This is a genomic window from Pengzhenrongella sp. (assembly GCF_036565025.1).
Classification (GTDB): Bacteria; Actinomycetota; Actinomycetes; order Actinomycetales; family Cellulomonadaceae; genus Pengzhenrongella.
On the sequence record NZ_DATCNW010000384.1, the window covers coordinates 1 to 4216 of the forward strand.

General features: G+C 71.6%; 4 protein-coding genes. 2 read left to right on the plus strand and 2 right to left on the minus strand.

Annotation, left to right across the window (positions count from 1 at the left end; genetic code table 11):
- Positions 1–975, plus strand: a 975-nt coding sequence (locus VIM26_RS21850) for a dolichyl-phosphate-mannose--protein mannosyltransferase (RefSeq protein WP_414696543.1), incomplete at its 5' end; no start/stop codon positions are given.
- Between the two features lie 12 nt (positions 976–987).
- Here the strand turns inward: VIM26_RS21850 and VIM26_RS21855 are convergent.
- Both VIM26_RS21855 and VIM26_RS21860 read right to left on the minus strand, forming a co-directional pair.
- A complete protein-coding gene (locus tag VIM26_RS21855) occupies positions 988–1464 on the minus strand; it encodes a MarR family winged helix-turn-helix transcriptional regulator (protein WP_331955208.1) in 477 nt (158 codons plus the stop codon).
- A 43-nt stretch (positions 1465–1507) separates the two neighbouring features.
- Entirely contained in the window at positions 1508–2623 is a 1116-nt protein-coding gene (locus VIM26_RS21860) for a ScyD/ScyE family protein (RefSeq protein ID WP_331955210.1), read from the minus strand.
- Between the two features lie 166 nt (positions 2624–2789).
- On the opposite strand from VIM26_RS21860, the gene VIM26_RS21865 reads away from it, so the two are divergent.
- Entirely contained in the window at positions 2790–4133 is a 1344-nt protein-coding gene (locus VIM26_RS21865) for an alpha-amylase family glycosyl hydrolase (RefSeq protein ID WP_331955212.1), read from the plus strand.
- Positions 4134–4216: the final 83 nt, after the last annotated feature.

The following is a 4216-nucleotide window of genomic DNA, read 5'->3' on the forward strand; positions in this document are numbered from 1 at the left end:
CGGCGGCTCGCGAGCCGCATCACCCAGAACGTCGACGCCGGACCGCTCCGGACCCGATGGGGTCCGGGCCTGGGGCTGCGCTGGTGGCGGCTCGCTGCGGGCGTCCTGCTCGGGCTGACGATCGGCACGAAGTGGTCGGGCCTGTACTTCCTCGCGGTGTTCGGGCTGATGACCGTGCTCTGGGATGTCGGCGCGCGGCGCGACGTCGGCGTGCGGCGCTGGCTGTCGGCCGGGGTGCTGCGCGACGGCGTGCCCGCGGCCCTCACCCTGGTGCCGCTCGCGGCCCTCACCTACCTCGCGAGCTGGTTCAGCTGGTTCCGCTCCCCCGGGGCCTACCTGCGCGGCTGGGCCGCGGCTCACCCCGGCGAGGGCGTCACCTGGCTGCCCGAGTCGCTCCGGTCGCTGTGGCACTACCACCTGGACATGTGGAACTTCCACAACAACCTCACCGCGACGCACGCGTACGCCGCGCACCCGGCCGGCTGGTCGGTGCAGTGGCGGCCGACGTCGTTCTTCTACGACACACCCGTGCCGGCGCGCGCGATGTGCGACGCGGACGCCTGCTCGCAGGCGATCACCTCGCTCGGCAACCCGATCCTGTGGTGGGCCGCGAGCGCGGCGATGCTCGCGTGCGTGTGGTGGCTGCTGCGCACGCGCGACTGGCGGGCGGGCGCCGCGCTGTCGGGCATCCTCGCGGGCTGGGTGCCGTGGTTCGCCTACACGCACCGCACCGTGTTCACGTTCTACTCGATCGCGTTCGCGCCGTGGATGGTCCTGGTGCTCACCTACGCGCTGGGGAAGGCCCTCGGGCCGCCCGACGCCGACCCCGCCCGACGCCGACGCGGGGGCAGCTGGGTCGCGGCGTTCCTCACGCTAGTCGTCGTCGTGAGCGCGTTCTTCTACCCGATCTGGACCGCGCAGGTGGTGCCGTACTCGTTCTGGCACCTGCACATGTGGTTGCGGACCTGGGTCTGAGCCGGTCCGCTCCTACTCCACCGGCCGGTGCCCGACGGCGTCCAGGCCGCCCTGGATCGCCAGCGAGATCTCCCGGAGCTGTTCGACCTGCTCGGGCGTGAGCGGGTCGAAGACTCCCGCACGGACGGTCTCCGCGTGCTGGGGCGCCGCGGCGACGAGCACGTCCCACCCTTGCTCGGTCAGCACCGCGACGTGCCCGCGCCCGTCGGTGGGGTGACGTTCGCGCCGGACCCAACCGGCTTCCTCGAGCCTGGAGACGGCATGGGAGGTCCGGGACGCCGACGCGTTCAGCACGCCCGCGAGCTGGGTCATCCGCAGCGAGCGGCCGGGCGCCTCCGAGAGCATCGCGAGGATCAGGTAGTAGGCGTGCGGCATGCCGGACGTCTGTTGCAGCTGGCGGTCCAGGACCGCCTGCAGGGTGCCGGACATCTCGATCAGCGCACGCCACGCGCACTGCTGCTCGTCCGTCAACCACCGCGCTTCCCCCACGCGGACATAGTAAAGCCGCCCCCACCCACAGGCACGACCCGGGTCAGGGGAGGCGGACGATCTTGCCGTAGGTGGAGATGTTCGTGGCGACGTAGAGGTGGCCGTTGGCCCATTCGACCGCGGCCGGTTCGGTGAGGCTGAGGTAGGGCGTGACGATCCCGTTCGAGATCTTCGTGACCCGGTTGCGGTAGAGCTCGGTCACGAAGATCGTGCCGGTCGGCGTGATTGCGAGGCTCGTCGCGCCGTTGAGGCCGGATGCGACGCGCGTGGTCGCGCCGGTCTTCGGGCTGACGCGGTAGACCGCGCCGAGCGCGGGCCCACTGTTCGGGAAGATGAAGGGCACGGTGGTCACGTACAGCTTGCCGTCGGGCCCGATCGCGACGTCGGTCGGGCCAGGCTCCAAGACCCGCTTGTGCCCGATGACGCACGAGTTCAGCCCCAGCGAGGCGGCGTACGCGGCGGTGATGATGAACGACGCACTCGGGAGCACAGCGACGGTGCTGATGTGGCCGCTGCTGTCGATCCGCAACAACGCGTTCGCGCGCTGGTCGGCCACGTAGGTCGAGCCGGTGCTGCCGATCGTGGTCCCGTACGGGTGGGAGTCGACAATTCCGGTGTACGGCGCCAACCCGTCAGGAAGGGTGGCCAGGCAGGTAGCGGACAAGCCCAGGATCCCGTACGTCTTGACCGAGTCGGGGTTGTGCGTCTGCTCGTACGCGAAGGTGTCGGCGATCTGGGCGATCGCGCCGCCCACGCTGCGCCGCTTGAGGTCCGTCGAGAAGGCGGTCCCTTGAGCGTCGCGCCGCGTCTCGGCCCAGGTGACCGCGCCACCCTTTTCGGACACGCCGGTCAGGCCGTCACCGCCGGTGGTGTTGAGATCGGGATCCGAGAAGAGGTTCACCGGTGCCGCGCCGGGCGTGAACCGCGTGAGCACGCCAATGGTCGCCTGGCCGACGTACAGGACGCCGGTCTCCGTCACGTCGAATGTCAGCGGCCCGGCGAGGTTGTCGGCGACCGTGACGGGCGTGCCGGTGTAGGCCGCGAGCGGCTGCGCGCTGACGTCGGATCCCGAGGTGCCCGCCGAGGCGGGCACGGTCCCGGCGGCGAACAACCCTGCGGTGAGTACCGCGAGCGCTTTCGTGCTGGTGGAACGCCTCATCGTTCTCCTCCTTGAGAACCAGATGGCCCACGCTGGGGCATTCGCACCACTATGGCGGGCTCGCGACGGGGCTGTCTTCACCCCCTGCTCAGTCCGCCACAAGGGCGGCGTGAGACGATCGGGTACCGCCTGGGACCCTCCGGGCCTTGTCGCGCGAGGAGCCTTCATGCCGGCCTGGGCCGACCATGCCATCTGGTGGCACATCTACCCGCTCGGGTTCACCGGGGCGTCCCAATCCGCTCCCGCGCCGGGCAGTCCGGTCGAGCATCGCCTCGCCCACCTGACCGGCTGGCTGGACTACGTCCTGGAGCTCGGCGCGAACGGGTTGCTGCTCGGCCCGGTCTTCGCGTCCGAGACCCACGGCTACGACACGATCGACTACCTGCGGATCGACCCCCGGCTCGGGGACGACGCCGACTGGGACACCTTCGTCGCGGGCGCACGCGCCAAGGGCCTGCGGATCCTGCTCGACGGCGTGTTCAACCACGTCGGGCGCGGCCACCCCCGGTTCGTCGCCGCGCTCGCGGACGGCCCCGACTCGCCGTCGGGCCGCTGGTTCCGCTGGGCGCCCGACGCCGACGGCGTGCTGGTCCCGGAGGTCTTCGAGGGGCACGGCGGCCTCGTCGCGCTCAACCACGCCAACCCCGAGGTCGCGGACTACGTCGCGGAGGTGATGATCCACTGGCTCGACCGCGGCGCCGACGGCTGGCGGCTGGACGCGGCGTTCGCCATCCCGGCGGACTTCTGGCGGCGGGTGCTGCCGACCGTGCGCGCGGCGCACCCGGACACCTGGATCGTCGGGGAGATGATCCACGGCGACTACTCCGGGTACGTCGCGGAGTCGGGCATCGACTCGGTCACCCAGTACGAGCTCTGGAAGGCGCTGTGGAGCTCGATCCTCGACGCCAACCTGCACGAGCTCGCGTGGACGCTCGGGCGCCACAACGAGTTCGCCGAACACTTCCTGCCGCTCACGTTCGCCGGCAACCACGACGTCACCCGGTTCGCGAGCCGGATCACCGACCCGCGGCACCTCACGCACGTGCTCGCCGTGCTCTTCCTCGTCGCCGGGTCACCCGCGGTGTACTCCGGGGACGAGCAGGGCTTCCGGGGCGTCAAGGAGGAGCGCGAGGGCGGCGACGACGCGGTCCGGCCGACCTTCCCCGCCTCCCCCGGCGAGCTCGCCCAGGTCGGCTGGCCGACCTACCGCGAGCACCAGCGGCTGATCGGGCTGCGCCGCAACCACGCCTGGCTCGCGCACGCCCGCTCGACGGTCCTGCACGTCACGAACGAGCACCTCGTGCTCGCGGCCGACTCCACCGTCGAGGGCACCACCGCGGCCGGCTCGCCAGAAGGCGGTGCGCGCCTCGTCCTCGTGCTCAACCTGGCCGACGACCCGTTCGAGCCGCCGGTCCCGGTCGGCGAGCTCGTGCTGACCTCCGGCGACGAGGACGGCACCGCGGCACCCGGCCTGATCGCCCCGCACGCCTGGGCCGTCTTCCGCGCCTAACCCCCCCCCGACCCGCCGGACCGATCCACCCCGATCCACCCCGATCCACCCCGCAACGTCCGAGCGTTGACGTCCTATAGGAC